This is a genomic window from Kiloniellales bacterium (assembly GCA_030066685.1).
Classification (GTDB): domain Bacteria; phylum Pseudomonadota; class Alphaproteobacteria; order Kiloniellales; family JAKSBE01; genus JAKSBE01.
In genome coordinates this window covers 50253-76140 of the sequence record JASJBF010000031.1, presented here as the reverse complement: position 1 = coordinate 76140, position 25888 = coordinate 50253, and the positions used below count along the sequence as shown (strand labels likewise).

Genomic DNA, 25888 nt, shown 5'->3' with positions numbered 1-25888 from the left:
TCCATCACTCGAAGGGCAGCTGGGGCTCTTGCCAGCCCGTTTCTTTCTTCAAGCGCTCCGTTTTCTCTTGCGACAGGCGGATGAGGTCTCGGCCGTCCCAGACCCGATTGCCGCTCGTCCGGTCCACGGCGCTCGCCATGCGCTCGGTACAGCAGTAGCAAGGATCGACCGCCGCCAGGATGATCGTGGCGTCGGCCACTGTCGCTCCCAGAACCGTCACGGCATTCGTTGGCACATTCATGAAGCTGGGCGCCCGCACCTTGTGACGGACTGGACGGTTGCTGCCATCGCTGCGGATATAGTGGAAGACTTCGCCGCGCGGCGCTTCGTAGTGGCCAATGCCTTCGCCCGCGTCGACGTGCGGGGGGTTGGAGTCGATCTCTCCGTTTCGGGTTTTGAGGTGTTCCAGGCACTGTTCGATGATCTTGATCGATTCGAACATCTCCAGAATTCGAACCACGGCCTTGTCAAAGACGTCGCCGTTGTCGCGGGTGATCACCTTCCAATCGACCAGGCCATAGGCGGCGTGCGGATGGTCGCGGCGCACGTCGATGTCGACACCGGAGGCCCGGGCGGTCGGGCCAAGCGCGCCAAAGTCGATCGCCTGCTGCCGGTTCAAGACGCCGACACCCTGGGTCCGTGCGTGCAACAGCGGATCGTCCAAGACGGCTCCCCGGAACATCTCGATGGGTTTCTTGAGCCCATCCAGCATCCTTTCGATCTCCGGGGTGCTTTCCGGCAGGATGTCCCGGCGGACGCCGCCCGGCTTCATCATGCCGTAGTGATTTCGATTGCCGGTGATGAGCTCCAGGATACTGAGCAGATCCTCGCGGTACCGCCACGCCCACATCCAGATCGTGTTGAAGCCAAGGAAGTGTCCGGCAAGGCCCAGCCAGAGGAAGTGCGAATGGAGGCGTTCCAATTCCCCAATTGTCGATCGGATGAACAGCGCGCGCTCCGGCACCTCGATTTCGCTTGCCTCCTCGATCGCCTGGACGCAGGCGATCGGATGGGACGTCGAGCAGATTCCGCAGATGCGCTCGACCATGAATATGGTTTCCTCGAAGTCCTTGGACTCGGAAAGCTTCTCGATGCCTCGGTGGTTGTAACCAATCTCGATATCCAGATGGACGACCCGCTCGCCTTCCACGTGCAGCTTGAAGAATTCCGGCTCCTCTTGAAGGGCATGATAGGGGCCGATTGGTATGATTGTCCGCTTGGTCATGGCCGTCTCACCCCTGGTAATCCCGACGCAGGGGGTACTTACCTTCGGGCCAATCATCGCCCAGCAGCAAATGCCGCAGGTCTGGGTGGTTGAGAAATCTGATGCCCAGCAACTCCCACATTTCCCGCTCGATCCATTCGGCCGCGGGGCAAAGGGGCGCAATGGACTCGATCTCGGGGCTTTCGCGGTTCAGCCGCGCGCGCACAGTGACGACACACCCCAGCGAGTCCAGGGCCCAGTGATAAAGCACTTCGATGGCGGTGGGAGTGTCGACACCGGTGGCAATCTGAAAGCGTGCCTGAAGATCCTTGAACATCAGACGGCTGGCCTCGGGAACGTCGTCCGGCGAGACCTCGATGAACACCCGCTTGGCCGATTTCTCCTCGAGGCTGAGCAGCCGGTCTGTAAGCGCAGCCTTTATGCGGCTGAGGACATCTTCGCGAGTCACGCGGTTCTCCTTTCGAAGCGGGCGCTACGCCTTGCTCGCCGTCGGCGCCGGCGGCATTGCCGGCTCGCTCTCCTTCATTCGCCTCTTCGGCACGATCTCGCCGCTTCGCAGGCGTTCGACGACCTTGAGCACCGCCGCGATGATGGCCTCCGGCTTTGGCGGGCATCCCGGCAGGTAGGCGTCGATGGGAATGTAATTGCTGGGTGGGCCGTCCCAGTTGTAGGAGCCGCGGAAGATGATCCCGGTGCACGGACAACCGCCAACGGCGATCACCACCACCGGTTTCGGCGCCTGTTCGTAGAGCCGCTTGGCGCGGATGGCCGCCTTCTTGTTGAAGATGCCCGACAAGAGGATCAGATCCGCGTGCCGGATGCTCCCAACCAGGACAATGCCGAAACGCTCGAGGTCGTACTTCGGCGTGAGCGCGTCAAGGATCTCGATGTCGCAGTTGTTGCAGGCACTGCCGGCGAGATGAAACACATTGAGGGATCGCGACAGGACCTGAGTGGCGAAGCTCATGACCTCACCATCCCATCCATGCCAGGGCGGCGGCGATCAGCGCCAGCCCAGTCATCGGACCCCAGAAGAAGCGCACCGCCTGGTCCGTTCGCAGTCTCGGCGTGGTGTTGCGCAAAATGACAATTACGGCGACCAGGAAGGTCCAGAGGCCGAGGCCGAGCAGCTTGCCCGCCCATCCCGCGCTGACGATCGACCCGCCGAGGTACACCACGACCAGGAAGACCGGCAGGGTGAACAGCATCATTGCCCGCGTCAGCTTGAACATGGCCAGCGGCGGCCCCGAGTATTCGATGTAGGCGCCGCCGCTGAGTTCGCCTTCCGCCTCCGGCATGTCGAAGGGCACGAGCGTCAACTTGGCCTGCATGCATACGATGGCAACCAAAAGAGCCAGCATCCCGGACGGCAGCGCCGCCGCCGCTGTCGCCGCCAAGAAATCTCCCAGTCGGAGGCTGTGCACCTGGATCACCGGCACCAGGACAGCCAGCACGAATGGCAACTCGTAAGCAATCATCAGCTTGATCTCTCGGCTGCCGCCGAGCGAGGCCAAAGGGTTGCGCGAAGCAAAAGCGCCCAGGATCACGGCCAGGGCGGGCATCGCGAGCAGGTACAGGAGCACGATCAGGTCGCCGACAAAGGTCGCTTGCGGATGCAAGAGGGCGCGCCAGAGGATCGTCGACGCCAAGCCGACCGCAGCCAGCCCGATCAGCGGCGCAAGCAGGAACAATCCGATCGAGCCGCCCGCGGGAACGCAGGTGTCTTTGATGAGCAGCTTGCCGATATCGTAGAAGGGTTGAAGGAAGGGCGGTCCCACTCGCATCTGCACTCGGGCCGTGACTTTTCGGTCCACCCAGCTGGTGATCAACCCGGCCGCCCCCGTGAACAGCAGGCCCGGGAAGATGAGAAACTCCAGCAGGGTGACGGCGGCGTTCAGGGCGACTCCTCCCGCTTGATCCACTTGGCCGATCGCGCGGCCAGGTGGTCGTCGATGATGTGCAGCCGCGGCTCCTCGGGATCCACTTCGCGATACGCGAGTGCCCCGCGACCGCAACTGCGCGCGCAGGGCGGCTCGGTGTCGCTCGCTCCGAGACAGAAGTTGCAGGGCGTCACGTAGAACGGGACCATGTCGGGATAGATCGTCCCGAAGGGGCAGGCGTGGGCGCACAGTTTGCAGCTCACACAGCGCAGGTTGTGCCGTTTGAGCACGCCGTCGCTTTGTCGCTCCAAGGCGTCGTAAGGACAGGCATCGACGCAGCTCGGCTCCTCGCAGCGGCGGCAGATCAGCTCGAAGGTCGCCCGCTCGCGCAAAGCCAGAACCCCATTGTCGGTCGCACGGGGACGATAGAAGTAACTGCAGGTCACACCGCAGCGATCGCATTGATCGCAGACATCCAGATCGATGACCAAGCGCTTGCTCATGGGTTACGCGTCCCAGAGTTGCGGGTTGGATTGAATCTCTTCGTAAGAGAAGACGGGCCCGTCCTTGCAGACGTAGTAGCGGCCAAGTCGGCAATGCCCGCACATGCCCAGCCCGCAGCTCATTTTCCGCTCTAGAGAGAGATAGATGTTCTCGGGACGATAGCCGCGCTCCAGGAGCTTCAGCACGGTGAAGCGCATCATCAACGGGGGACCGCACATCACTGCGACGCCGTCCTCCGGATGACAGTCGAGATATTCCTCGGTCAGGATCGTCGGCAGCACGCCCACATGGCCGTCCCACTGCGGATCGCCCACGTCAACGGTCAACATCACATCCAGAGCATCGCTCCGCCCCCATCCCCTCAGCGCGGCGTCGCGGAAGACGAGGTTGTCCGGCGTGCGCGCGCCATAGCGAATGATCACGCGCTCGTAGGCGTCGAGATCTTCCATCAGAGCCATCAGAAAAGCCCGCAAGGGGCCGACCCCGCAGCCCCCACCGGCAATCAGGATCTCCCGCCCGCGGAAGTTTTCGATGGGATAGGGGCGACCCAAGGGCCCGCGGATACCGACCTCCGAGCCCGGCGGCATCGCGTGCAAACGCTCCGTGACGCGGCCGACTCGCATGATGGTGATCTCCATGCGCTCGGTGATGCGGGGCGAAGACGACGGCGTGAAGGGCGCTTCGCCGACGCCCGGCACGAAGAGCTCGACGAACTGGCCGGCCTTGAAGGCCACCGGGTCCCTTGGGCGAAGGGTAAAGGTCTTAACCGACGGGGTCTCCTCTTCGACCCGCTCAATCGTCGCTGGAACCGGCATGTATGGCGCCAGATTCATCGACTGCCCTCTTCAGCACCTTGCGGATGTCGATCTTCCCGATGCAGGCTTCCGTGCAGCGCCCGCATCCGTCGCAGGCGTAGCGTCCAAGCACCTGCGGAAAGAAAACGAACTTCTTATCGAAGCGATTGCGCAATCGCTGGGATCGCCGTGGACGCGGATCCCCGCCGGCCGTGCACGCAAAATTCGGAAATAGGCAGGAATCCCATTGTTTGCAGCGGGCTGGATTGCCCTGGCCATCGATGCCGTCGGCCAGAAAGAAGCAGTGGCAGGTGCAGCAGATGAAGTTGCACGCGCCACACTCGACGCAGTCGGCGGCAAAGTCTTCCCAAAGGCCGGAGTCGAAGGCTGTCTCCACCGCCTGTCGAAAATCCGCCCCCGGCCTCAGCCCGGATGCTGCAGCGTTGTCCACGAGCTTGCCATACATCGCGCTGCGCTGGCTCTCGCGTGACTCGAGCAGGTTGTCATCGGCCGGCTTCAGGTACCGCTCGGCTCTCCGAAGCAAATCCGCGCCCCGATCCGTTCCGCTTTCCAGGACGTAGCCCTTCGGCGTCGGAGAAATGTTTATGTCGAAGCCCTTTGTCGGATATGGCTGCTCGCCGATCGCGGGACAGAAACAGACGTCCAGGAACCCGGTACAATCGCAGGATACCAGGATCGTCTTCTCGCGGGCTTCCGCATAGAGCGGATCCTGCGCGTCTCGGGCCAGGAAGACCTGGTCGTGGATCTCCAGCGCGGAGAGATCGCAGTTCTTTACGCCGAACACGATCCGTTCGCTCAGCGGACTGCCGGTCTTCGGATCCTTCCAGGCACCGAGGTATTCCCGGGGACGAAACAGCAACGACTTCAGCGGCTCCACCGGCCGGTAGGCGCCGAGGGTGTGTCGTTGCGGATCCCAGGCGTCGGCCCTCACAAGCCGATAGCCTTCGTTCTCCTCGGCCAGGGCATACACCACACGCTTCTCGGTGAGGACCGAGAGGACGTCATCCACCCTATACCCGTCGGCGAGCGTCCACGTCATGGCCAGCCAATCGCATTTGCTGCCTAAGGCCAATTTCTCTCATCCGGCGGTTGGCGGGTCTTTGACGTCGATCAATCTGTGGCATCGGAGTCACCGGTAGACTCATCTCACTGAGGGCGTTCCAACCTGCGAGATTTCCTTTCGAACGAGACGAGTCGTGGGGACACGAACACTTGAACCGTATCTGGCCGAGCACCCGCTGTTTCGCGATCTGAACTCAGACTACGTGGCCTTGCTGAGCGAGTGTGCCTTCAACGTGCGCTTTGCCGAGGGGGAAAGGATCTTTCGACACGGCGAGCCAGCCGACCGGTTCTTCCTGATCCGTCACGGAATTGTGTCTTTGGAGATCTGGTCGCCCACCCAGGGGCCGTTGACGATCCAGACGCTCGGGCCGGGCGAGGTGCTGGGCTGGTCCTGGCTGTTCCCGCCCTACAAGTGGCATTTCGATGCCCGGGCCACGGAACCGACCAGGGCTGTCGCCTTGGACGGCAAATGCCTCCGCGGTAAGTGCGACCAGGATCCAAAGCTTGGATACGAGATGATGAAACGCTTTTCCGCTCTGATCCATGCGCGCATGCAGGCCGCGCGCTTGCAAATCATGGACATCTACGGTCCGACCTCCGCATGAGACCGCCGACCTTTCAGAGGACGAAGCAGCACTGACGGGCGAATTCATACCGGTCGCAAAGGACGCCGACGCCAGACTGGAGGCGGAGGCTCCGCCGGGCGACCGGACGCTGGAGGAACTGTTCATGGTCCCGGGGCTGCCTTGGGTTGTGTTGGTGGTGGTCGAGATCGAGAAATGGCCGTTCCGCAATGGGCTGATCTACCAAGCTTCATCCCAGGACGGTCAAGCCCTAGGCTTCCGATTGGCTCATTTTCTGTCTAAGCCACATCGCATCATGGCGTGCGCCCCGGAGAGTGCGGCAGCTCGAAGACCTTCCGGATCGTTTCCACGTTGGTGACGATCATGCAACAACCGGACAAGGTGATGTGATGGTCGCGCAACTCGAAATGCATCTCACCTTCCCGGTCGTGCGCCCTGCCTGCAGTGTTCCAGGCGGCGGTCGACGGCTTTGAGCGATGAGACGTTCGGTGATTCGGGGTTGCCTACCAATCTGCTTGATCCTTGCGGCCGGGGTTCTGACAGCTACGCTCGCGCAGGGGAAGCCGGAAGAAACGCCGGTGACGGTGCTCGCTGCCGGGGACGTCGCGTGGTGCCCGGAAGGTTGGTGGGACCGGATGCGGTCGCGCTTGAGGGGCGAGGACCCAGAGTCCGGAACCCCGGCCACTGCTGCTTTGCTCGACCGCCTGCCGGGCACGGTGCTGGCCCTAGGCGACCTCGTCTACCCTGAAGGCTCGGCCGAGGATTTCCGTAGGTGTTATGAGCCAACCTGGGGTCGCCACAAGGAACGGACACGGCCGACGCCCGGCAACCATGAGTACAGGAGCCCGGACGCTGCCCCATATTTTGCCTATTGGGGCGAGCGGGCAGGCGAACCCGGGAAGGGCTATCACAGCTTCGATCTAGGCGACTGGCACATCGTCGCGCTCAACAGCAACGTCGATGCGCGAAAGGGCTCCCCGCAGGAGCGCTGGCTGCGCGCCGATCTGGCGAAGACCGAAGCCCGCTGTATTCTCGCCTACTGGCACTTCCCGGTTTTCAGCTCGGGGAAGCACGGTGGGGTGCCCGACCTGCTGCCTCTGTATGCGGCCCTCTACGAAGCGGGCGCCAGCGTCGTCCTCTCAGGTCACGACCACAACTACGAGCGTTTCGCGCCCCAAGATCCCCAGGGCCGAGTGGATCCGGAGCGTGGCATCCGCAGCTTCGTCGTGGGCACAGGCGGCGCGCCGCTGCGCCCCAGACGGGAAGCCGCGCCCAACAGCGAAACCTTTCACGCTGGATCCTGGGGTGTCCTCCGCCTCAAGCTCTACGAGCAGGAATATGCCTGGGAGTTCATGCCCGCCGATGAACAGGGCTTTGCCGACTCGGGCCGGAGCCAATGCGTCAAACGAAGCCATCCGGAAAAGCCCTAGCCAGGCGTTACGCTGCTCGACGATTTGCCGGAGAGATCACCAGCGTCGAACATGCTTCTATGTCTGCGTCTCCGTGATCCAGGCGAGGACACGGCTTGGCATCTTGTTTCGATTGTCTTGCGTTACCTCCCAAAGAAGACATTGCTTCAATCGTTTCACCTCGGCGATGAACCCGCCGCCCTGCAGGCCGACCGTGGCGACAACCGGCGTGTCGCCGGCGAGCAGCTTACGCATCGCGGTCACGAAGCGCGCGGAGAGGCACTCCATCTTGCCGATCTCATCGACCAGGTAGAGCCGCACGGCGGGGTCGTAGGCGAGCAGAGATATCGCATCGTCGATGGCGGTCAGGTCGACACCGTACTTGCCCACTCGAGGGGCCTTTGGGAAGTCGACATGGGCAATGACTCGATCTTCGCCGTCGAAGCCGATCAGCTGGAAGCCCTTCCGCTCGCCGTGTTCGCGGATCTCCTCGGTGTAGAAGCCACTGAGCCGCGTCTCTTGCGATCCGCCGGCGACCCGCCGGATCACCGTGGTCTTGCCGACGCCAGGCCTCCCCGTGAGGAGAAGCACGTGCCTGCCGTCGCGGCCTGCGTCTCCGGCTTGTTCGCTGCCGGCGTGCTGCCGGCCGTTGCGCGATGGATCTTGCATTCCCGCGGCCCCGATGGGACTGCCGCGTGGGCGGCCCGCCGTGCGCCTCGCTATCGCGCCTCTCCCTCGGACTCCGCTATGGCGGCGGCGCGGAGCTCGACCCGGCGGATTTTGCCGGAGATCGTCTTGGGCAGCTCATCCCGAATCGAGATCTCGCGCGGATACTTGTATGGAGCAGTTTGCTTTTTGACGAAGCTCTGCAGCTCCCGTATCAGGTCTTCGGAGGCTTCGAACCCTGCAGCGAGCGTGACGTAGGCCTTCACGATCTCGCCCCGTAGCGGATCCGGCTTGCCGACCACGGCTGACTCGGCAACGGCCGGGTGCTCCAGGAGGGCGCTCTCGACGTCGAAGGGGCTGATGCGGTAGCCGGCCGAGGTGATGATGTCGTCCGAACGGCCGACAAACCAGATATAGCGCTCCGCGTCCCGTCTCGCGGTGTCGCCCGTGTAGTACCAGCCGCTGCGGAAACAGCGGGCATTGGCCTCCGGATCGCCGTGGTAACCTCTGAACAGTCCCGGCGGATATGGCTCCGTAACCCGTACAGCGATTTCCCCGATCTCGCCGGTGCTCACGATGTTGCCATTGTCGTCGACGAGTTCCAACTCGAGGCCGGGCACCGGCTTACCCATGGAGCCCGGCCTGACCGGCAGGCAGGGATAGTTAGCCACCAGGTTCACGGTCTCGGTCTGACCATAGCCATCGTAGATGTCGGTGCCGGTCGCCGCCTTCCAGATCCGCATGACTTCGGGGTTGAGCGGTTCGCCGGCACCGATTGAGTGACGGATGGAGCGCAGATCGTACTGCGTAAGGTCCAGCTGGGCGAAGATCCGGTATGCGGTCGGCGGCGCGCAGAAGGTCGTGACGCCGAGCCTGCCGACAAGGCGCAGGTGGGCATCGGCATCGAAAGGCGAGGCCGCATCGTAGAGAACGATCGTCGCACCCATCTGCCATGGCGGGAAGGTGCCCCATGCCGCCTTGGCCCAACCGGTGTCTGACAGCGTCCAGTGGATGTCATCCTGCTCGAGATCCATCCAGTACCGGCCGGTGAGGGCGTGTGCCAGCGCATAGCCGTGATCCTGCGGCACCATCTTGGGCGGCCCGGTCGTTCCGGAGGTGAAGTACACCAGCATCGTGTCTCGGGCTCCGGTTCGGGGCGCGTCGCTGCGACTCAAGCGATCCGGGGCCGCCGCGCAGGCCCGCTTGTAGCTGATCCAAGCCTCGCGCTCTCCGTTCACGATGATGAGGTGCTCCAGCGCCGGGCAGTTGGCCCGGATCTCGTCCACCTTCTGGGCGTCTTCGGCGCCGACGATGGCGAGCCTGGCCCCGGACTTCGTCAGTCTATAGGCGATGTCCTTGGGGGTGAGGAGCGTGGTGCCCGGCATCGCAACCACGCCCGACTTGATGCAGCCGATCATCACCTCGAACCACGCAGGCACGCGCGGCAGCATGACGAAGGCGGAATCGCCCTTTTCGATGCCCAGTTCGAGAAGCACGTTGGCGAATCGATTGGAGGCGCGATTCAGGTCGCTGAAGCTGCAGGATTCGATCGTCTGCCCCGAGCGGTCGACGTAGATGAAGGCTGTCTTGTCGGCCTCTAAGGCGCGTCGCTCGATGACATCGAAGCCGAAGTTGTAGTGCTCCGGGATTTCGAGTTCGAACCCGGCCCGCAGCGCTTCGTAGTCGGTCATCTTGGGAAGATCGAGCATAGCGGCCCTCGGCCCTTCGCGCTTCGCTGCCTGAGGTTAGAGCCCTATTTGCTTTCCTGCACTGCCTGGAAGATAGCACGAACGATGCAAGAGAGCCGCTTGGTCAGCTCTTGCCGCGCCCCCTAGGGCTCTTGAGGGAGACAGGGGATCAACCCTGCGTCCAAAAGCAAGCGACTGGCCTCACGGGCCCCTCGAATCCTCTCCATGGCATCACGGAAAAGCGCGTCACGGCTGGCTTGCCGCCTGGCAACGCCGTCTCGTTGCGCCTGTTCACCTATCGCGGCAGCCACCGAAGCAGCGACCTCCATGTCGTCGGTGCGGGGCAGGATCGCATCTTCCGAAAGCCCGCGGTCCTTCGCGCAACGCGCGAGGGCATAGGCTGCGCTTCGGACCATGCCGTCCGTGATTGCGCTTGCCTGCACGTCGAGCACGCCACGGAAGACCCCCGGAAAGGCGAGAGAATTGTTGACCTGATTCTCGAAATCGCTGCGCCCTGTCGCGATGATCCTGGCCCCCGCCGCCTGCGCCTCGTGGGGCCAGATCTCGGGCACCGGATTGGCGCAGGCAAAGACGATCGGATCACGCGCCATCGCTTTGATCGCCTGGGCTGGAATGATGTTGGGCCCGGGCTGCGAGAAGGCCAGGCAGACGTCCGCGCCTCGGAGCGCTTCCAAGACGCCGCCAGCGATCCGCTTCGGGTTCGTCTCGCGGCAGACCTGCCATTTCTCCCGATAGCCTTCACGTGCGGCTTTCAGGTCCTCGCGCGCGTCATGCAGCGTCCCCTTGCTGTCGCAGGCGATGATCTGCTCGGGCTGGGCGCCCTCGGCGATGAGCAGGCGGTAGACCGACATGTTGGCGGCGCCGATCCCGATGAGCGCGATCTGCACGTCGGCGAGCCGCTTCCCCAGGACCTCCAGCGCATTGACGAGACCGGCAAGGACGACGATGGCCGTTCCCTGCTGGTCGTCGTGCCAGACGGGGATGGGAAGCTCGGCGCGCAGAGCGTCGAGGATCCGGAAGCATTTCGGGGCGCAGATGTCTTCCAGGTTGATGCCGCCAAAGGAAGGCACCAGCGCCTGCGCGAGGGCGACGATCTCGGCCTCCGCTTGAGCGGCGATGCAGATGGGGATCGCATCGACTCCGCCGAAATGCTTGAACAGCAAAGCCTTGCCTTCCATCACCGGAAGAGCCGCCTCCGGGCCGATGTCGCCGAGGCCGAGGACGCGGCTTCCATCCGTCAGCACGGCGACCGAGTTGCCCCTGTTGGTGAGCTCATAAACGCGATCGGGTTCGACGGCGATCGCACGTGAGGCGGCGGCCACGCCAGGCGTGTACCAGACGGCGAGGTCCTCGAGCCCCCGCAGCGGGCATTTCGGCAGAGTCTGGATCTTGCCCCGACACAGCCGATGCAGCCTTAGTGCGGTCTCCCCCTTCGTCCTCTTCCGCCCGCCGCCGCCAGGTGGTGACCTGGACATACCTCACCTCCATCGACAGCGTCACCGGTCCAGGTAAAGAACATACCCGGCTTGCGATCAACGTCGTGCAGTTTTGGACCCTGTGCCAGACATGACGAGCTGACAGGCTTGGACACCTTGAGTCAGGTAGCTAGAGCACGATGACATGAGGTCGAATCGACCTCTTGTCTGAATCGTGCTCTAAACTGTTGAAAGAGAGCGAGATTCAGACATGAAGCTGGATCGGCTTCATGTCATCCCGCTCTAGGGAGTCCTTGTACCCGAGAGCTCAACAGCTGCGTCGAAGACGGGGAAGTCGTCTACCTCGACGTCTTGCGCCGAGTGCTTGCGGGCATCTCCTCCTCGAGGAACGCTGATACACTCCTCGATGGCCCGCGAGCTGTGATCTTGAGGCGCCTACCAGAACTCCAGGCTCCTGCATCAAGCAAATCCGGATTTAGCCTTGGGTGCAGATACTATCAGGAGGGGGTACAGACTCAAAGAGAGGTGGGGGCACGGTACCTACTGGCGAGGTTAGGGATCTCTCCTGCGCCATAGCCATGTGGATGCAGCCCAAGAGGTTTCAGCGTCTCGAGCCGCATGCCATTTCGACCACCTAACGCGCTGAGCTGCAGCAATACGATCACGACTCTCCCGTGTCTTCGGGCCGGTAGAGAGCCCGCCATAGCTTGCAGCGACCATTCGGATACGCTGGTGCCTGGCAAGCCTGGTCATCGTGCTTTCGTCGTGCGCCACAACGCCGTCGTGATCTCGATTTGCCTGCCAAGATTCCTGCTCCCAAGGTCCTGTTCTTGCCAAGGCACACAAGATCGTAAACCTCTTCCGATCTCAATTGCGACCGTTTGGTTGCTACATGGGAGCTAGAACTCCAGCTTGGAGAAGAATGCCGCCTAACCATTTGAAAAAATTGGTGAGCCCGCTAGGATTCGAACCTAGGACCTACTGATTAAAAGTCAGTTGCTCTACCAACTGAGCTACGGGCCCCGAGAGGGCGTGGGCAACTTGGCACCGATTCGGGGCGGAAGATAAGCAGCCGGCCTCGACGGGTCAACCGGGGCCAGGCCTGCGCCGCCCCCGGCGCCCTTTCGGTCCCGCGGCGCCCGGGCCGGGGGCGCAGCGCTTGCCTAGGCAGCGCTTTGCGGATCTTCTAGGATCGCGCTGTCTTGAGGCGCGGCTGCAAATCGGGGACCAGGCGATGCCGGGGGATGGCAGGCAGCTGATCGAGACGCCGGAGGCCGCGGGTCGCGGCCCGGACCGGCTCTGGCGTCCCTCGGTGACCCTGGTGCTGGCGGCCAGCATGGCGTTGCTGGTCCTGCTGTCGGTGGTCCTGGTCATCACCATCCAGGTCTCGGCCAGTCAGCGGAATACCTTCCAGCTGCTGGGCGAAGTCACCGCCCTGGTGGTGGAGTACATGGACCGCAGCCTGCGCGACCACCTGGAGCCGGCCCGAGATCAGGCCGCCTTCATCGCCCGTCAAATCGAAAGCGGCGCGATCGACCTGCAGGACCGGGCGCGCTTGCGGGACCTCTTGACCGGTGCCGTGGCCGGCACGCCCCAGATCACCGCCCTCCTCACCTGGGACACGGACCTGCGTCGCTTCGCCGTCTGGCGCGAAGCGGACGGCACCAGCGGGATCATGGAGGGCGAGTTCAGCGACGACCCGCTGATGCGCGCCACGGCCGAGGAGATGAAGACCAGCGAAGGCGCCGTCTGGGGCAAGACGGTGTTCCGCGGAAACGCGCCCCGGATCAACCTTCGCCAGCCGCTCCGCCACGACGGCGAGACCGTCGGCCTGCTCGTCGCCACGATCTCCGTACAGGACCTTTCGGCGCTGGCCGCCGACCTGAGCCGGATCCTCGAAGGCACCGCCTTCGTCCTGGAGGGAACCGACGGTGTCTTGGCCCACCCCAACCTCGTTTCCGCTCATCCGGATCAGTCGCCGGAAAGCCCAGTGGTTCGGCTCGACCGGGTCGGCGATCCGGTCCTGGCAGAGATCTGGAACGGCCGGCCGATCGAGGGCCTCAGCGCCGAGGGCCTGGATGCCACGGTTGTACGAACCGAACTGGGCGACCAGGAATACGCCTTCGTCTACCGCGAGCTCGCAGACTACGGCCCGAAGCCTTGGTACATCGGCGCTTGGTTCCTGCTGACCGCCGACAATGTCGTCGACCGGCTGGTGCGCTCGATCGAATGGAGCCTGCTCCTCCTGGTCCTGGCCGTGGCCGCGGCATTTCTTCTGGGGCGCCTGATCGCCAGGCCAATCCGTCGGGTCGCCGAAGGCACCGCCCGTATCGGGCACCTCGACCTCGCCCACGTCGACACCCTGGGGCCGAGCCGGCTGCGGGAGCTGGACAACCAGGCCCAGGCCTTCAACGCAATGCTCGCCAGCCTCAAGTCATTCGAGACCTACGTCCCGCGCCGGCTGGTCACCCGCCTGATCCAGGCCGGCGGCGAACAGGCGGTGACCTCCGAGGAGCGCGAGCTGACCATCCTCTTCACCGACATCGCCGATTTCACCCGCTTGTCCGAGCACATCCCGGCCGCCGAGGTCGCGGCCTTCCTCAACCAGCACTTCGCCCTGCTGGGATCCTGCGTCGAAACCGAGGACGGCACGGTGGACAAGTTCATCGGCGACGCCCTCATGGCCTTCTGGGGCGCCCCGGATCCGCAGCCCGACACGGCGGCCCGGGCCTGCCGCGCGGCCCTGGCGATGGCCGCCGCGGTGACCGCCGACAACGACAAGCGGCGGGCCGAAGGCAAGCCCCCGGTCCGACTCCGGATCGGCATCCACACCGGGCCCGTGGTGGTCGGCAACATCGGCTGGCCGGGCCGGATCAACTACACCATCGTCGGCGACACCGTGAACAGCAGCCAGCGCCTGGAGGCCCTCGGCAAGGACATGGGCGAGGGCGAGGACGTCGTCATCCTGGTCAGCGGCGCCACCGCCGGGCGCCTGGACGACGGGTTCAAGCTGGACTTCGCCGGCCGCTTCGAGGTCCGCGGCAAGAGTGACGCGCTCGAGGTCTACCGGCTGCACACCTAGCACGGCCGCAACCGCGAGACCGCGACGCCGGTCGCGCGAGGAAAGATACCTTGTTGCCTCCAGAGCAGCAGCCGTTAAGGTTGGAGCATGGTTGGTGGTTTCATGCGAGCCCTCTCGGCCATTTTTTTTGGCCCACTGTTGCTGCTGGTCGCGGCCTGCGCGAGCACGACGAATCCGCCCTTCGAGACAGAGCGACTCCTGGTGGTCGACCGGGACTACGACTATCCCTTCGTCAACCCCTTCGCCGCGACGGTGGTGGGTACGCCGACCGGCTACAAGGCCGATCTTCCCGAAGAGCAGGACGTGGTCACGGTTCGTCACGATCTGACCGTCTTCGAGGGCCGCTCGCCGCCCGACGTGTTCTGGTACGACAGGGCGCTTCGCTTCTCGATTGCGAAGCAGGAGGGCCCGGCGCCGCTGGTCTTCGTCATCGCCGGGACCGGCGGCAGCGACATCTCGCCGACCAGCCGGCTGCTCACCCGCATCCTGACCGCCGCGGGCCTCCACGTCATCAGCGTGCCCTCGCCGACCAACCCGAACTTCATCCGCAACGCCTCGACGACCGGCGTGCCGGGCCGGATCGGGGACGACGCCAAAGACCTCTATCGGACGATGCAGTTGGCCTACGCCGAGGTGAAGGACGAGGTCGAGGTGACGGCGTTCCACCTGGCCGGCGCCAGCCTCGGCGCCTGGCAGGCCCCCTTCGTCGCGCAGCTGGACGAGGCCGAGCGCGCCTTCGGCTTCGGCAAGGTCCTGCTGATCAATCCGCCGGTCAGCCTGTTCAACTCGATCGGGCTTCTCGACGATCTGGCAGAGCAGAACATCCCCGGCGGGATGGCCAACTTCAGCGCCTTCTTCGACCAGGTCTTCCAGGATTTCGCCGAGGTCTACGTCGAGCTCGACGCCGTGGACTTCTCACAGGACTTCCTCTATCGCGTCTATCTTCGCAAGGAACCCGAGGAGACCGACCTGGCGGCGCTGGTCGGCGTCGCCTTCCGCCTCTCGGCAAACGACATGATCCTGACCGCCGACGTGATGTCGCGCTTCGGCTTCATCGTGCCTCGCAACCGGCAGCTTCATGCGACCTCTTCCCTAACGGACTTCTTTATCCTCGGCCGGGAGGTCGGTTTCCGCAACTACCTCGACCGCTTCTTCTACCCCTACTTCCGGGACCGCGAGCCGGGACTGACCAAGGAAGCCCTGATCGAGGAGGCCAGCTTCAGGGCGATCGAGCCCTACCTGAGGGCGACTGACAAAATCGGCCTGATCCACAACGAAGACGACATCATCCTGGCCCGCGGCGAGATCGACTACCTGCGTCAGGTCTTCGGCAACCGGGCAACCATCTTTCCGACCGGCGGCCACATGGGGAATCTCGAGCACCACACAGTCGTCGCCCGCATCGTCCGCTTCTTCAGGGACTGACGCCGATCGATGCGGAAGCCTGGCAAATCCATCCTTCGGATCTTCTCGGCGCTCCTGCTCACCTTGCCGCTCCTCGCCTGCGCCGGTGGGGAGCGAACGGCGGCGGATCTGGACCCGCCGGTATACCCGGCCGACGAGTTCATCGACCGCTCGGAGCAGCATCCGATCGAGGTCTCGGATCCCCTGGAGGGCTTCAACCGGGCGGTCTACAACTTCAATACCGAGTTCGACCGCTTCGTCTTCCTGCCCGTCGTCGAAGCCTACCAGACCGTCACTCCGGACCTCGCGCAAAAGGGCGTTTCCAACTTCTTCTCCAACATCACCGAGCTCATCACATTCGCCAACGGCGCCCTGCAGCTGAAGCCGATCCGGGCGGGCCGCGCCGCGCTGCGCTTCTCGCTGAACACCATTCTGGGGCTGGGCGGCCTGATCGACATCGCCAGCGAGATGGGGATCCAGCAGATCCGCGAGGACCTGGGCCAGACCCTGGGCCGCTACGGCGTGCCGGGCGGTCCCTACCTCGTCCTGCCGATCTTCGGGCCTTCGAACCTGCGCGATACGGTCGGACTGATCGGCGACACCGTCGCGTTCGCGCTCGTCGACCCCTTCAACATGGCCACGATCGAACAACGCTATCCGGTGATCACCGGCCTGCGCGCGGTCGACACGCGCAGCCGGATCAATTTCCGCTACTGGGAATCCGGCTCGCCCTACGAATACGATCTGGTCAGGCTGCTCTACACCAAGAGACGCCAGATCGACATCGCGCAGTAAGAGACCCCGTCAGGGGCTAATCGAGGTCGCGCGGGTTGGCACAGCGCGCCCGCACGTGCTCGGCCACCCGCGGGCTGACGAAGCTGGTGATGTCGCCGCCCAACACCGCGATCTCCTTGACCAGGCGCGAGGCGATGAACTGCTGACGCTCCGAGGCGGTGAGGAAGACCGTCTCGACGTCGGGGTCCAGGCGTGCGTTCATGGACGCCATCTGGAACTCATACTCGAAGTCCGAGACCGCCCGCAGGCCGCGGATGATGACCCGGGCGCCGACTTCCTGGGTGAAGTGCATCAGCAGGTTGCGGAACGATCGGACCTCGACTTCGGCGCTGTTGGTCTCGATCGCGCCGAGCTCCTCTCGGACCATCTGGACCCGCTCGTCGATCGAGAACAGCGGCCCCTTGCCGGCGTTGTGCGCCACCGCGACGATTAGGTGGTCGACCACCCGCGTGGCGCGGGAAATAATGTCCATGTGCCCGAAAGTGATCGGATCAAAGGTCCCCGGGTAGACCCCGACCAGGGGCTTGCGCTGGGTCATGACGCCCCCTCCTCCGACCCGGGGTCCGACACCGCTTCCTCGTCCTGGCCGTTCTCGTCTTCCAGCCGCGTCACCGAGACCACCCGCTCGTCCTCGGCCACGTGGAAGATGCGCACGCCGCGGGTGGCGCGCCGCTGCAGGCTGATGTCCTGGACTCCGACCCGGATGATCTGGCCGCCGTCGGAGACCAGCATGATCTGATCCTCCTGCTCGACCGGGAAGGCCGCGACCACCCGAGAGTCGCTGCCCTTCCGGCCGCGGCTGAGGTCGAGGTTGTCGATACCCTTGCCGCCGCGCGCGGTGATCCGGTACTCGTAGGCCGAGCTGCGCTTGCCCAGGCCGTCCTCGGCAATCGCGAGGATGAACTGCTCCTTGCCGGCCAGCTCCTCGGCCCGCGCCGGGTCCAGGCCGCGCTTCGCCGCCAGGGCTGCCTCGGAGAGCTGGTCCTCGTCCCGGTCTCGAAGGAAGTAGGCGTCGCGCTCCTCGGTCTCGACCTCGACATGGTCGAGGATCGACATCGAGATGACATGGTCGTCGGCGGCCAGCTTGATGCCCCGCACGCCTGCCGAGGTCCGGCCGGCGAAGAGCCGGACGTCGTCCATCGGGAAGCGCACGCACTTGCCGGCCGCGGTGGCGAGCAGCACGTCCTGGTCCTCGTTGCAGGTCTGCACGCTGACCAGCCGCGCACCCTCCTCCAGCTTCATGGCGATCTTGCCGTTGGCCTGGACCCGGACGAAGTCCGACAGACGGTTGCGCCGCACCGTTCCGGCCGAGGTGGCGAACATGACGAAGAAGGCGTCCCAGGTGTCCTCGTCCTCGGGCATGGCCATGGTCGTGGTGATGGTCTCGCCCTCCTGCAGCGGCAGCAGGTTGACCATCGGCCGGCCCCGCGCCTGCGGCGAGGCGACCGGCAGCTTGTAGACCTTGAGCTTGTAAGCCATGCCGCGCGAGGAGAAGAACAGCACCGGGGTATGGGTCGAGCAGACGAAGACGCGGCTGACGAAGTCGCCGTCTCGGGTCGACATGCCGGCGCGGCCCTTGCCGCCGCGGCGCTGCGAGCGATAGGTCGAGAGCGGCACGCGCTTGATGTAGCCGTTGTGGGTGACGGTGACGACCATGTCCTCGCGCTGGATCAGGTCCTCGACGTCGTGCTCGAACTCGACGTCCTCGATGGTCGTGCGCCGGGGATCGCCGAAGCGCTCCTTGATCTCGACCAGCTCACCGCGCAGGACCGAGAGCAGCCGCTCGCGGGACCCCAGGATGTCGAGCAGGTCGAGGATCTGCGCCGCCAGCGCCTTCAGCTCGTCGGCGATCTTCTCCCGCTCCAGGCCGGTCAGGCGCTGCAGGCGCAGGTCCAGGATGGCCCGTGCCTGGGCCTCCGAGAGACGGTAGGTGCCGTCCGCGGCGACCTTGTGTCCGGGCTCGTCGATCAGGGCGATCAGGTCGGCGACCTCCTCGGCCGGCCAGGACCGCGCCAGCAAGGCCTCGCGCGCCGCGTTGGGATCCGGCGCGGCCCGGATCAGGCGGATCACCTCGTCGATGTTGGCCACGGCGATGGCTAGGCCGGCCAGGATGTGGGCCCGCTCCCGCGCCTTGCCGAGGTCGAAGATCGTGCGCCGGGTGATGACCTCTTCGCGGAAGCGGACGAAGGCGCCGATGATCTCCTTCAGGGTCATCATGCCCGGCCGGCCGTTGTCGATGGCCAGCATGTTGACGCCGAAGGAGGTTTGCAGCGCGGTATAGCGGTAGAGCTGGTTCAGGACGATCTCGGGCATGGCGTCGCGCCGAACCTCGATCACCAGGCGCACGCCTTCGCGATTGCTCTCGTCGCGGATGTCGGAGATGCCTTCGATGGTCTTCTCGCGCGCCAGCTCGCCGATCCTCGCCGCCAGGCGGCTCTTGTTCACCTGGTAGGGGATCTCGGTGAAGACGATCGCCGAACGGTCCTTTGGCAGCTCCTCGACCGTCGCCTTGGCGCGGATCACCACCGAGCCGCGGCCCTTGTGATAGGCCTCGCGGATGCCGGCCCGGCCCAGGATCACCCCGCCGGTGGGGAAGTCCGGACCGGGCACGATGTCGATCAGGGCGTCGATCGAGATCGCCGGGTCGTCCACGTAGGCGCAGCAGGCGTCGATCACCTCGCCCAGGTTGTGCGGCGGGATGTTGGTCGCCATGCCGACCGCGATGCCGCCGGCGCCGTTGACCAGCAGGTTGGGAAAGCGCGCCGGCAGGACCACCGGCTCCTTGCTCGTCTCGTCGTAGTTGGGCTGGAAGTCGACGGTGTTCTTGTCGATATCCTCCAGCAGGCCGTCGCTGGCGACCCGGGTGAGGCGCGATTCCGTGTAGCGCATCGCCGCCGCGGCGTCACCGTCCATCGAGCCAAAGTTGCCCTGGCCGTCGACCAGCGGCAGCCGCATGGAGAAGTCCTGCGCCATGCGCACCAGGGCGTCGTAGATCGCGTTGTCGCCGTGGGGATGGTAGTTGCCCATGACCTCGCCGACCGTCTTGGCGCACTTCCGGTAGGCGCGGTTCCAGTCGTTGCCCTGCTCCTTCATCCCGTAGAGGATGCGCCGGTGGACCGGCTTCAGGCCGTCGCGGACGTCCGGCAGCGCCCGCGACACGATCACGCTCATGGCGTAATCGAGGTAGGAGCGCCGCATCTCGTCTTCGATCGTGACCGGCTCTACGTCGAAGTCAGGCGGCAAAGGCGTGGGCGTGTCCAAGAAGTCTGTTCCTGATGGCTGAATGAACCTCAGGGGGGGCAGCCCCTGGGCGCCTCTTGGTGGCCGAGGCAAAGCGCGGAATCGAGGCCGCATCGCGAGATGCCGGCCGACTGGTTTATAGCAGTTGCCGCAGGTGCGAACAATGCTTGAGGGGGGGCCAGAAACGACTTCTAGAGCTTTGATTCACAGCGAGAAATTCGAGCCTTTGCGAGCCCTTCCATGGCCCGCCACAGTCACCCGTCTCGCGCCTGCGAATCGGGGTTCTTGAACTGCTCTACCAGGGCCGGGAAACCGCCTCCTAGCTCTCTGTTCCACCCCTGCTTAAGACGATCTCGAATGCCGACCGAAGGCCGTCCACCGGATTGAGTTCCCCTTCGCTCTTTGAGATTTCGAGCTCCAGAAGGGCGCTCGCCTCGTCACGCCGCCCTAGCCTCGCCAAGCAGAAGGCCTGAACCAGACGTGGGGTCGGCCAATGCAGGTAGCCATTGGCCGCATCGAAATAGGCCGACTGCTCTCCTGCTATCGCTGCGACGCCCTGAACATCGGTGGCTCTTTCGAACCAGTCGAAAAGCCGCTGCCGTTGCGTCGTCCAGGCCATTCTGAGGTCTTCACGCAAGACGGCTTCGCCATAGAGGCCGTCGATTTCGCCGGGCTTGGCTTCTGGGTCTGGGTCTTTCACCAGGAAATCGTCGTACAGCAGATGAAACAGATCCATTCGGGCCCCGCGGACCGTCCGATGCCATTCCGGCCGACGCTTCCAGGCGTGTGGCAGGAAGCTGAGGGAGACACCCCACTGAAAGCCATAGGTTTTCCCCTTAAAGGGCATGAGCGCCAGTAGATGAGTGATCTCCTCGGACGCCCGCCTGGCGAAGCGGCGGTCGCGATCCAGCTCGAAACCGGCGGCTTCCAACTCATTCCGAGTGGCCTCTATGAAGATCGCGCGTGCTGCCGGCCCTTCGACCGAATGAACACCGTGAATCCGGAGCCTGTCGCGCTGCCTCGTTGGCACAACCGCCCGCTTTCCGCGAGAGATGCCCAGCCAGGATGACCAGCGCATTACGATGCCGAAAGCCCGGGAGACTTGAACTGCTTGGCCAAGGCCAGGGACTGGCGCTGATAGGAGGAGCCGATGCCCTGGCCGTAGACTTGGGCCGGGCGTTCGGTCAGCGGCTCGTAGAGCAGGCGCCCGACGACCTGGCCGTCCTCCAGGAGGAAGGGCACCTCGTGGGAGCGCACCTCCAGCACCGCCCGGGTGCCCAGGATCTCGCCCTCGCCGTAGCCGAAGCCTGGATCGAAGAACCCGGCGTAGTGCGCCCGGTACTCGCCGACCGAGGTGTCGTAGGCAACCATCTCGGCGGCGTAGTCCGGCGGCACCCGGATCCGCTCCTTGGAGGCCAAGATGTAGAAGTCGTCCGGGTTGAGAATCAGGCCGCCGGGGCGTGCCGGGATCGGGTCCCAGAAGTCGAGCACCTCGTAGTGGCGCCGCTTGGCCAGGTCGATGATCGGCGCGTGGCGCTTGGCCCGGTAGCCCACCACCTCGCCGAGGGCGAGGTCGAGGGACATCCAGAGCCCGCCGGAGATCAGCGGGTCCTCGGGCCGGTCGTCGGCGGCGTAGACCAGCTTGTGCTGCGCGTGCACCTGGGCCAGCAGGGCGTCGCCGGGCGCCGGGCCGCCGCTGATCAGGCGCAGCTGGTTCAGGCGATCGCCGGCGCGCAGCAGGACGCTGAAGGTGCGCGGCGAGATCTCGGCGTAGAGCGGCCCTTGGTAGCCGGCCGGGATGTCCTCGAAGGCGCGGCCCCGGTCGGTGATCAGGCGCGCGAAGACGTCGAGGCGCCCGGTGCTGCTCTTGGGATTGGCGCGCGCAGAGAGCTCCGCCGGCAGCGCCAGGGATTCCTGCAGCGGCACGATGTAGACGCAGCCGCGCTCGAGGACCGCCGGCGCGGTCAGGTCGAGCCGGTGCATCTCCAGCGCCGCCACCCGCTCCATGACGCTGGCCTCCGGCCCGGGCAGGAAGCTCGCCTGGACCCGGTAGGCCTCCGCCCCGATCCGCAGGTCGAGGCTCGCCGGCTGCACCTGCTCCGCCTCGATCGGCGCCGCGGCCGTGATCTGACCCGCCGCGATCGCCCCCTCGATCCCCTGTGCCGGCAAGATGCCGCGGAGCTCGGAGGCGTCGGACTGCTGGAGGCTAGCGCCGGTCATGGCCTCGCGTATCCCAGGGACAGCGATCGGGCCGTAGTCCCTCGCTGTCATGCCCGGACTTGATCCGGGCATCCATGGCAGCCACCGCGCCCTGCTGCCAGCCTATGGATTGCCGGATCAAGTCCGGCAATGACAGTGGTGGGTGTTGCAAGTGCTCAGCGCCCGCTAAAACGGGATGTCGTCGTCGAGGTCGCCGGCGCCGCCGCCGGAGGGCGCCCCGCCGCCTCCGCCGAAGTCCTGGCCGCCACCACCGCCGCCGCCGAAGTCGCCCCCGCCGCCGCCGCTCCGGCCGTCCAGCATGGTCAGCTCGCCGCGGAAGCGCTGCAGCACGACCTCTGTGGTATAGCGCTCCTGGCCGTCCCTGTCGGTCCACTTGCGGGTCTGGAGCTGGCCCTCGACGTAGATCTTGGAGCCCTTGTTCAAGTACTTCTCGACGACGTCGACCAAGCGGTCGTTGAAGATCACCACCCGGTGCCATTCGGTCCGCTCGCGCCGCTCGCCGCTATTGCGGTCGCGCCAGCTCTCGCTGGTCGCCAGCGACAGGTTGGCGACCTTGGTGCCGTCGTTGGTCGTGCGGATCTCCGGATCCCGCCCCAGGTTGCCGACCAGAATGACCTTGTTGACGCTCCCCGCCATGTTTCGGCGCTCCTTCCTCGATTCTTTCGCGGACTCTAGCGACCGCACCCGGATCGCGCAAAGGCCAACGATCCACAGGCAACGACCCTGCGTAACGTTCTGCAAGACGAGCCAAAACGCCCGAGTCGCACCCCAGAACATACAGTGAACATGATAACGCAAGCGCGGCTCTTGCCAAGCCCCGGAAAAGTCTCCAGCTATGTCAGGAGCTTGGCGCTTGGCTGTCCGGGAGGCTCGATTTTGCCGGGCCAATCGCCCATAGTGGGACCAACCGGGAAGACCAAGACGACCTCATAGGGTGACCAGATCCGTGATCGACGCAACCGGGCTCCACGGAGCCAGAATCGCTGTCCGCGGGGCGCGCGAACATAACCTGAAGAACGTCGACCTCGACCTGCCGCGCGACAAGCTGGTGGTGATCACGGGGCTCTCCGGCTCGGGCAAATCCTCCCTCGCCTTCGACACCATCTACGCCGAGGGCCAGCGGCGCTACGTCGAATCGCTCTCGGCCTACGCCCGGCAGTTCCTCGAGCTGATGCAGAAGCCCGACGTCGATTCCATCGAGGGGCTCTCGCCGGCGATCTCGATCGAGCAGAAGACGACCTCGCGCAACCCGCGCTCGACGGTCGGCACCGTGACCGAGATCTACGACTACATGCGCCTGCTCTTCGCCCGGGTCGGCGTGCCCTATTCCCCGGCGACCGGCCTGCCGATCGAGAGCCAGACCGTCAGCCAGATGGTCGACCGGGTCATGGAGATGCCGGAGGGCACCCGGCTCTACCTGCTGGCGCCCATCGTGCGCGGCCGCAAGGGCGAGTACCGCAAGGAGCTGGCCGAGCTGCAGAAGCGCGGCTTCCAGCGGGTCAAGATCGACGGCCGGATCCACGAGATCGACGAGGCGCCGGCCCTGGACAAGAAGCGCAAGCACGACATCGAGGTCGTGGTCGACCGCCTGGTCCTGCGCCCGGACCTGGAGCAGCGCCTGGCCGACAGCTTCGAGACCGCGCTCAACCTGGCCGACGGCCTGGCCTTCGTCGAGGACGCCGACGGCGGCGCGCGCACCACCTTCTCGGCCCGCTTCGCCTGTCCCGTCTCGGGCTTCACCATTGACGAGATCGAGCCGCGGCTCTTCTCCTTCAACAACCCCTTCGGCGCCTGCCCCGCCTGCGACGGTCTGGGCACGACCATGTACATGGACGCCGACCTGGTGGTGCCGGACGCGGACAAGAGCCTCAGCGAGGGCGTGATCGCGCCCTGGGCCCATTCGACCTCGCAGTACTACAGCCAGACCTTGGACAGCCTCGCGCGGCACTTCAAGGTCTCGACCCACGAGCCCTGGCGCGACCTGCCGGCGCCGGTCCGCGAGGCGATCCTCTTCGGCACTGGCGACGCAATCGTCACCCTGCGCTACGACGACGGCCTGCGCAGCTACGAGACCCGAAAGCCCTTTGAGGGCGTGATCCCCAACATGGAGCGGCGCTGGCTGGAGACCGACAGCGACTGGGTCCGGGACGAGCTCTCCAAGTACCAGGCGACCAAGCCCTGCGAGGCCTGCGACGGCGCCCGCCTCAAGCCCGAGGCCCTGGCGGTCAAGATCGCCCGGCTGCACATCAGCGAAGTCGCCGAGATGTCGGTCGCAGAGGCGGGCGACTGGTTCGAGGCCGTGCCCGAGCACCTGACGCCGAAGCGCCGTGAGATCGCCCAGCGGATCCTCAAGGAGATCAACGAGCGCCTCGGGTTCCTGCGCAGCGTCGGCCTGGGCTATCTGACCCTGTCGCGCGCCTCCGGCACCTTGTCCGGCGGCGAGAGCCAGCGGATCCGCCTGGCCTCGCAGATCGGCTCGGGCCTGACCGGCGTGCTCTACGTCCTGGACGAACCCTCGATCGGCCTGCACCAGCGCGACAACGCCCGCCTGCTGGAGACCCTCAAGCGGCTGCGCGACCTGGGCAACACGGTGATCGTGGTCGAGCATGACGAGGAGGCGATCCGCGAGGCCGACTACGTGGTCGACATGGGCCCCGCCGCCGGCACCCACGGCGGCGAGGTCATCGCCGTCGGCCGGCCGGACCGCATCATGCAGAGCCCGGACAGCCTGACCGGCCAGTACCTGACCGGCATCCGCCAGATCCCCCTGCCCAAGACCCGGCGCAAGGGGCACCGCAGGCAGTCGATCCGCATCGCTGGCGCCAGCGCCCACAACCTCAAGGGCGTCGCGGCGGAGATCCCGCTGGGCACCTTCACCTGCATCACCGGGGTCTCGGGCAGCGGCAAGTCGACCCTGATCATCGAGACCCTCTACAAGGCCCTGGCCCGGCGACTGCACGGCGCCCGCGGCCAGCCCGGCGCCCACGACAAGATCACCGGGCTAGAGCACCTGGACAAGATCATCGACATCGACCAGTCGCCCATCGGCCGCACGCCGCGCTCCAACCCGGCGACCTACACCGGCGCCTTCACCCCGATCCGCGACTGGTTCGCCGGGCTGCCGGAGGCCGGGGCGCGCGGCTACAAGCCCGGCCGCTTCTCCTTCAACGTCAAGGGCGGCCGCTGCGAGGCCTGCCAGGGCGACGGCGTGATCAAGATCGAGATGCACTTTTTGCCCGACGTCTACGTCCAGTGCGACGTCTGCAAGGGCCAGCGCTACAACCGCGAGACCCTGGAAATTCATTTCAAGGGCAAGAGTATCGCCGACGTCCTTGACATGACGGTCGAAGAAGCTCTGGCGTTCTTCAAGGCGGTGCCGGCGATCCGCAACAAGCTGGAGACCCTGTCCCGGGTCGGCCTCGGCTACATCCACGTCGGCCAGCCGGCGACCACGCTCTCCGGCGGCGAGGCCCAGCGGGTCAAGCTGGCCAAGGAGCTGTCGCGCCGGGCCACGGGCCGCACCCTCTACATCCTGGACGAGCCGACCACCGGCCTGCACTTCGAGGACGTCCGCAAGCTGCTCGAGGTGCTCCACGCTCTGGTCGAGCAGGGCAACACGGTGGTCGTCATCGAGCACAACCTCGAGGTCATCAAGACCGCCGACTGGGTCCTGGACCTCGGCCCCGAGGGCGGCGACAAGGGCGGCGAGATCATCGCCACCGGCACGCCGGAGGACATCGCCGGCACGGCGAGCAGCTACACCGGCCAGTACCTGGCCCCCCTGCTGCAGGCCCGCCTGCCCCAACCGAAGAAGACCGCCTGAGCCTCTGCACGATTTGGACGTTTGGTCGTCCGCC

The 25888-nt window shown here is 65.3% G+C and carries 21 protein-coding genes and 1 tRNA gene; 6 read left to right on the top strand and 16 right to left on the bottom strand.

The genetic code is table 11. The annotated features are described in order from the left end of the window. Positions 1 to 4: 4 nt before the first annotated feature. The 7 genes from QNJ30_17555 to QNJ30_17525 are packed head-to-tail and all read right to left on the bottom strand — an operon-like array spanning position 5 to position 5463. The gene (locus tag QNJ30_17555) at positions 5 to 1225 is read right to left on the bottom strand and encodes a nickel-dependent hydrogenase large subunit (GenBank protein ID MDJ0945277.1); all 1221 of its coding nucleotides are present in this window, start codon (positions 1223 to 1225) and stop codon (positions 5 to 7) included. 7 nt (positions 1226 to 1232) lie between these two features. Further along, the gene (locus QNJ30_17550; protein ID MDJ0945276.1) at positions 1233 to 1673 is read right to left on the bottom strand and encodes an NADH-quinone oxidoreductase subunit C; all 441 of its coding nucleotides are present in this window, start codon (positions 1671 to 1673) and stop codon (positions 1233 to 1235) included. A gap of 24 nt (positions 1674 to 1697) precedes the next feature. Continuing rightward, positions 1698 to 2192 (bottom strand): hydrogenase, encoded by a 495-nt coding sequence (locus tag QNJ30_17545; protein ID MDJ0945275.1) that lies wholly within the window; start codon positions 2190 to 2192, stop codon positions 1698 to 1700. A 4-nt stretch (positions 2193 to 2196) separates the two neighbouring features. Then, complete coding sequence (locus tag QNJ30_17540; protein MDJ0945274.1) at positions 2197 to 3147, bottom strand: NADH-quinone oxidoreductase subunit H; 951 nt, start codon at positions 3145 to 3147, stop codon at positions 2197 to 2199. Beyond that, positions 3120 to 3608 (bottom strand): 4Fe-4S binding protein, encoded by a 489-nt coding sequence (locus tag QNJ30_17535; GenBank protein ID MDJ0945273.1) that lies wholly within the window; start codon positions 3606 to 3608, stop codon positions 3120 to 3122. The genes QNJ30_17540 and QNJ30_17535 overlap by 28 nt, the downstream gene beginning before the upstream one ends. 3 nt (positions 3609 to 3611) lie before the next feature. Next, positions 3612 to 4442, bottom strand: coding sequence for an FAD/NAD(P)-binding protein (locus QNJ30_17530; protein ID MDJ0945272.1), 831 nt, complete (start codon positions 4440 to 4442; stop codon positions 3612 to 3614). Further along, a complete protein-coding gene (locus tag QNJ30_17525) occupies positions 4402 to 5463 on the bottom strand; it encodes a 4Fe-4S dicluster domain-containing protein (protein MDJ0945271.1) in 1062 nt (353 codons plus the stop codon). Before QNJ30_17525 ends, QNJ30_17530 begins: the two co-directional genes overlap by 41 nt. Positions 5464 to 5620: 157 nt before the next feature. Here QNJ30_17525 and QNJ30_17520 point away from each other — a divergent pair, with 157 nt between their 5' ends. Next, on the top strand, positions 5621 to 6091 hold the full coding sequence (locus QNJ30_17520; GenBank protein ID MDJ0945270.1) for a cyclic nucleotide-binding domain-containing protein: 471 nt from the start codon (positions 5621 to 5623) through the stop codon (positions 6089 to 6091). 557 nt (positions 6092 to 6648) lie between these two features. Then, on the top strand, positions 6649 to 7500 hold the full coding sequence (locus QNJ30_17515) for a metallophosphoesterase (GenBank protein ID MDJ0945269.1): 852 nt from the start codon (positions 6649 to 6651) through the stop codon (positions 7498 to 7500). A 57-nt stretch (positions 7501 to 7557) separates the two neighbouring features. On the opposite strand, the gene QNJ30_17510 is transcribed toward QNJ30_17515, so the two are convergent. The 4 genes from QNJ30_17510 to QNJ30_17495 form a co-directional block, all read right to left on the bottom strand. Continuing rightward, on the bottom strand, positions 7558 to 8148 hold the full coding sequence (locus QNJ30_17510) for a nucleoside-triphosphatase (protein ID MDJ0945268.1): 591 nt from the start codon (positions 8146 to 8148) through the stop codon (positions 7558 to 7560). A gap of 50 nt (positions 8149 to 8198) precedes the next feature. Next, positions 8199 to 9836, bottom strand: coding sequence for an acyl--CoA ligase (locus tag QNJ30_17505; GenBank protein MDJ0945267.1), 1638 nt, complete (start codon positions 9834 to 9836; stop codon positions 8199 to 8201). Positions 9837 to 9976: 140 nt separating this feature from the next. Then, positions 9977 to 11329 carry an NADP-dependent malic enzyme gene (locus QNJ30_17500; protein ID MDJ0945266.1) on the bottom strand — a complete coding sequence of 451 codons (1353 nt, stop codon included), beginning with the start codon at positions 11327 to 11329 and terminating at the stop codon, positions 9977 to 9979. A 908-nt stretch (positions 11330 to 12237) separates the two neighbouring features. Next, a tRNA-Lys gene (locus QNJ30_17495) sits at positions 12238 to 12313 on the bottom strand. 211 nt (positions 12314 to 12524) lie between these two features. Here QNJ30_17495 and QNJ30_17490 point away from each other — a divergent pair. From QNJ30_17490 to QNJ30_17480, 3 genes are all read left to right on the top strand, one after another. Continuing rightward, positions 12525 to 14372, top strand: a complete 1848-nt coding sequence (locus QNJ30_17490) for an adenylate/guanylate cyclase domain-containing protein (GenBank protein MDJ0945265.1) — start codon at positions 12525 to 12527, stop codon at positions 14370 to 14372. Between the two features lie 102 nt (positions 14373 to 14474). After that, complete coding sequence (locus QNJ30_17485) at positions 14475 to 15797, top strand: alpha/beta fold hydrolase (GenBank protein MDJ0945264.1); 1323 nt, start codon at positions 14475 to 14477, stop codon at positions 15795 to 15797. Positions 15798 to 15806: 9 nt separating this feature from the next. Continuing rightward, positions 15807 to 16571 (top strand): VacJ family lipoprotein, encoded by a 765-nt coding sequence (locus QNJ30_17480; GenBank protein MDJ0945263.1) that lies wholly within the window; start codon positions 15807 to 15809, stop codon positions 16569 to 16571. Positions 16572 to 16587: 16 nt separating this feature from the next. Here QNJ30_17480 and coaD read toward each other — a convergent pair whose 3' ends face one another. The 5 genes from coaD to ssb form a co-directional block, all read right to left on the bottom strand. Beyond that, complete coding sequence (gene coaD / locus QNJ30_17475) at positions 16588 to 17109, bottom strand: pantetheine-phosphate adenylyltransferase (protein MDJ0945262.1); 522 nt, start codon at positions 17107 to 17109, stop codon at positions 16588 to 16590. After that, a complete protein-coding gene (gyrA, locus tag QNJ30_17470; GenBank protein ID MDJ0945261.1) occupies positions 17106 to 19832 on the bottom strand; it encodes a DNA gyrase subunit A in 2727 nt (908 codons plus the stop codon). The genes coaD and gyrA overlap by 4 nt, the downstream gene beginning before the upstream one ends. Before the next feature lie 298 nt (positions 19833 to 20130). Next, on the bottom strand, positions 20131 to 20742 hold the full coding sequence (locus QNJ30_17465; GenBank protein ID MDJ0945260.1) for a hypothetical protein: 612 nt from the start codon (positions 20740 to 20742) through the stop codon (positions 20131 to 20133). A 146-nt stretch (positions 20743 to 20888) separates the two neighbouring features. After that, the gene (locus tag QNJ30_17460) at positions 20889 to 22031 is read right to left on the bottom strand and encodes a 2'-deoxycytidine 5'-triphosphate deaminase (protein MDJ0945259.1); all 1143 of its coding nucleotides are present in this window, start codon (positions 22029 to 22031) and stop codon (positions 20889 to 20891) included. A gap of 165 nt (positions 22032 to 22196) precedes the next feature. Beyond that, positions 22197 to 22667 carry a single-stranded DNA-binding protein gene (gene ssb, locus QNJ30_17455; GenBank protein MDJ0945258.1) on the bottom strand — a complete coding sequence of 157 codons (471 nt, stop codon included), beginning with the start codon at positions 22665 to 22667 and terminating at the stop codon, positions 22197 to 22199. 310 nt (positions 22668 to 22977) lie between these two features. On the opposite strand from ssb, the gene uvrA reads away from it, so the two are divergent. Next, on the top strand, positions 22978 to 25854 hold the full coding sequence (uvrA, locus tag QNJ30_17450) for an excinuclease ABC subunit UvrA (protein MDJ0945257.1): 2877 nt from the start codon (positions 22978 to 22980) through the stop codon (positions 25852 to 25854). Positions 25855 to 25888: the final 34 nt, after the last annotated feature.

Coding starts and splice junctions, on each gene's coding strand:
- QNJ30_17555 (MDJ0945277.1), bottom strand. CDS start 1,225: ATGACCAAGCGGACAATCATACCAATCGGCCCCTATCATGCCCTTCAA.
- QNJ30_17545 (MDJ0945275.1), bottom strand. CDS start 2,192: ATGAGCTTCGCCACTCAGGTCCTGTCGCGATCCCTCAATGTGTTTCAT.
- QNJ30_17535 (MDJ0945273.1), bottom strand. CDS start 3,608: ATGAGCAAGCGCTTGGTCATCGATCTGGATGTCTGCGATCAATGCGAT.
- QNJ30_17530 (MDJ0945272.1), bottom strand. CDS start 4,442: ATGAATCTGGCGCCATACATGCCGGTTCCAGCGACGATTGAGCGGGTC.
- QNJ30_17525 (MDJ0945271.1), bottom strand. CDS start 5,463: ATGACGTGGACGCTCGCCGACGGGTATAGGGTGGATGACGTCCTCTCG.
- QNJ30_17510 (MDJ0945268.1), bottom strand. CDS start 8,148: ATGCAAGATCCATCGCGCAACGGCCGGCAGCACGCCGGCAGCGAACAA.
- QNJ30_17505 (MDJ0945267.1), bottom strand. CDS start 9,836: ATGACCGACTACGAAGCGCTGCGGGCCGGGTTCGAACTCGAAATCCCG.
- QNJ30_17500 (MDJ0945266.1), bottom strand. CDS start 11,329: ATGTCCAGGTCACCACCTGGCGGCGGCGGGCGGAAGAGGACGAAGGGG.
- QNJ30_17490 (MDJ0945265.1), top strand. CDS start 12,525: ATGCCGGGGGATGGCAGGCAGCTGATCGAGACGCCGGAGGCCGCGGGT.
- QNJ30_17485 (MDJ0945264.1), top strand. CDS start 14,475: ATGCGAGCCCTCTCGGCCATTTTTTTTGGCCCACTGTTGCTGCTGGTC.
- QNJ30_17480 (MDJ0945263.1), top strand. CDS start 15,807: ATGCGGAAGCCTGGCAAATCCATCCTTCGGATCTTCTCGGCGCTCCTG.
- coaD (MDJ0945262.1), bottom strand. CDS start 17,109: ATGACCCAGCGCAAGCCCCTGGTCGGGGTCTACCCGGGGACCTTTGAT.
- QNJ30_17460 (MDJ0945259.1), bottom strand. CDS start 22,031: ATGACCGGCGCTAGCCTCCAGCAGTCCGACGCCTCCGAGCTCCGCGGC.
- ssb (MDJ0945258.1), bottom strand. CDS start 22,667: ATGGCGGGGAGCGTCAACAAGGTCATTCTGGTCGGCAACCTGGGGCGG.